2 rRNA genes (1 of these 2 running past the window's edge) are annotated in these 2,500 nt (G+C 53.5%); both read left to right on the top strand.

From position 1 onward, the window contains the following. A 23S ribosomal RNA gene (locus WIX41_RS08875) occupies nt 1-1,781 on the top strand (it extends 1,098 nt beyond the left edge of the window). Between the two features lie 146 nt (nt 1,782-1,927). Beyond that, nucleotides 1,928-2,042, top strand: a 5S ribosomal RNA gene (rrf, locus tag WIX41_RS08870). The last annotated feature ends 458 nt before the right edge of the window (nt 2,043-2,500 follow it).

The raw sequence follows: 2,500 nt of genomic DNA, 5'->3' as shown, positions 1-2,500 counted from the left end.
CTGCGGGGAAGATTTAACGGGGCTAAGCAGTGAACCGAAGCTTGGGGTGTGCATATTTATATGTACGCGGTAGAGGAGCGTTCCGTAAGCCGTTGAAGGTGGATTGAGAAGTCTGCTGGAGGTATCGGAAGTGCGAATGCTGACATGAGTAACGATAATGCGGGTGAAAAACCCGCACGCCGAAAGCCCAAGGTTTCCTTGCGCAACGTTAATCGGCGCAGGGTGAGTCGGCCCCTAAGGCGAGGACGAAAGTCGTAGTCGATGGGAAGCAGGTTAATATTCCTGCACCTCGCGTAAGTGCGATGGAGGGACGGAGAAGGTTAGGTGTACCCGGCGTTGGTTGTCCGGGGGAAAGGCGGTAGGTTTGGATCTTTGGCAAATCCGGGATCCTTCAAGACCGAGCACCGAGACGAGTCTTTAAGACAAAGTCACTGATACCACGCTTCCAGGAAAAGCTCCTAAGCTTCAGCTTACGCAGACCGTACCGTAAACCGACACAGGTGGGTAGGATGAGAATTCTCAGGCGCTTGAGAGAACTCGGGTGAAGGAACTAGGCAACATGGCACCGTAACTTCGGGAGAAGGTGCGCCCTTTTTGGTGGCTCATGCGAGCTATAGCTGAAGAGGGCCGCAGAAACCAGGCCGCTGCGACTGTTTATCAAAAACACAGCACTCTGCAAACACGAAAGTGGACGTATAGGGTGTGACGCCTGCCCGGTGCTGGAAGGTTAATTGATGGGGTCAGCCGCAAGGCGAAGCTCTTGATCGAAGCCCCAGTAAACGGCGGCCGTAACTATAACGGTCCTAAGGTAGCGAAATTCCTTGTCGGGTAAGTTCCGACCTGCACGAATGGCGTAACGACAGCGGCGCTGTCTCCACCCGAGACTCAGTGAAATTGAAATCGCTGTGAAGATGCAGCGTTCCCGTGGCAAGACGGAAAGACCCCGTGAACCTTTACTATAGCTTTACACTGAACGTTGAGTTCGTCTGTGTAGGATAGGTGGGAGGCTATGAAACCATGGCGCTAGCTGTGGCGGAGCCATCCTTGAAATACCACCCTGTCGTGCTTGACGTTCTAACCTGGGCCCATTATCTGGGTCGGGGACCGTGTATGGTGGGTAGTTTGACTGGGGCGGTCTCCTCCTAAAGAGTAACGGAGGAGCTCGAAGGTACGCTCAGCGCGGTCGGACATCGCGCACTGTGTGCAAAGGCATAAGCGTGCTTGACTGCAAGATCGACGGATCAAGCAGGTAGGAAACTAGGACTTAGTGATCCGGTGGTTCTGTATGGAAGGGCCATCGCTCAACGGATAAAAGGTACTCCGGGGATAACAGGCTGATACCGCCCAAGAGTTCATATCGACGGCGGTGTTTGGCACCTCGATGTCGGCTCATCACATCCTGGGGCTGTAGTCGGTCCCAAGGGTATGGCTGTTCGCCATTTAAAGTGGTACGCGAGCTGGGTTCAGAACGTCGTGAGACAGTTCGGTCCCTATCTGCCATGGGCGTTGGAGATTTGAGAGGGGCTGCTCCTAGTACGAGAGGACCGGAGTGGACGAACCTCTGGTGTTCCGGTTGTCACGCCAGTGGCATTGCCGGGTAGCTATGTTCGGAAGCGATAACCGCTGAAAGCATCTAAGCGGGAAGCGCGCCTCAAGATGAGATCTCCCGGGGCACAAGCCCCCTGAAGGAACCATATAGACTATGTGGTTGATAGGTCAGGTGTGTAAGTACAGCAATGTATTGAGCTAACTGATACTAATGATCCGTGTGGCTTGACCATATAACCTCAAGTTGCCTTGGCCGACATGACATGTCGATAGATACCAAGTGCACGCTACGTCACAAGAACTATGAGAGGCAGGCGCAGTATGGCCGTGCTTTTTCCCCAAGGGAAAATCACGATCATCGCGACGCTCCAACCGTCTCCCTGGTGAAATTAGCGCTGTGGAACCACCCGATCCCATCCCGAACTCGGAAGTGAAACGCAGCTGCGCCGATGGTAGTGTGGCTCAAGCCATGCGAGAGTAGGTCATCGCCAGGGTTTACACCCCAAAAACCCCGCTGCTCACGCAGCGGGGTTTTCCTTTTTTTGCAAGCACATGCTTTTTAGATGCACTTGCAGCAACAACTTCAAGAAGAACTTCAAGTTCGCCTTACAAGTTGTTGACAGATTCGAAAAGCCTGACATAATAGGCGGCTCGCAACGACGAAAGGCCCTCCGGCTGATCGGTCCCAATCCACCGGGAACCACCTCGAAAAAAGGTGTTGACGAAGCGGAAAAGCCAGCTATAATGGGCGGCTCGCAACGACGGAAACGTCGGGGCACACGGAGAAAGGCGCTGAGGCCGACTCCCAAGTTCTTTGACAGTATGCGCAGGTATCTTGTGAAGGCGCCTGCAGGAAGGATGATTTGTCCATCTTGCAGACGTTTGATCAAGCAACATATCAATTGTTTTAAAGCAAGCGAAACGTTGCCAGCGGTCAAGCATCTGCAGCTTT

Origin of the sequence: Stenotrophomonas sp. AB1(2024), assembly GCF_037482345.1 — a bacterium.
In the GTDB taxonomy this organism is placed as follows: Bacteria; Pseudomonadota; Gammaproteobacteria; order Xanthomonadales; family Xanthomonadaceae; genus Stenotrophomonas.
The sequence above is the reverse complement of the archived record's forward strand: the minus strand, read 5'-3'. Positions and strand labels throughout refer to the sequence as shown.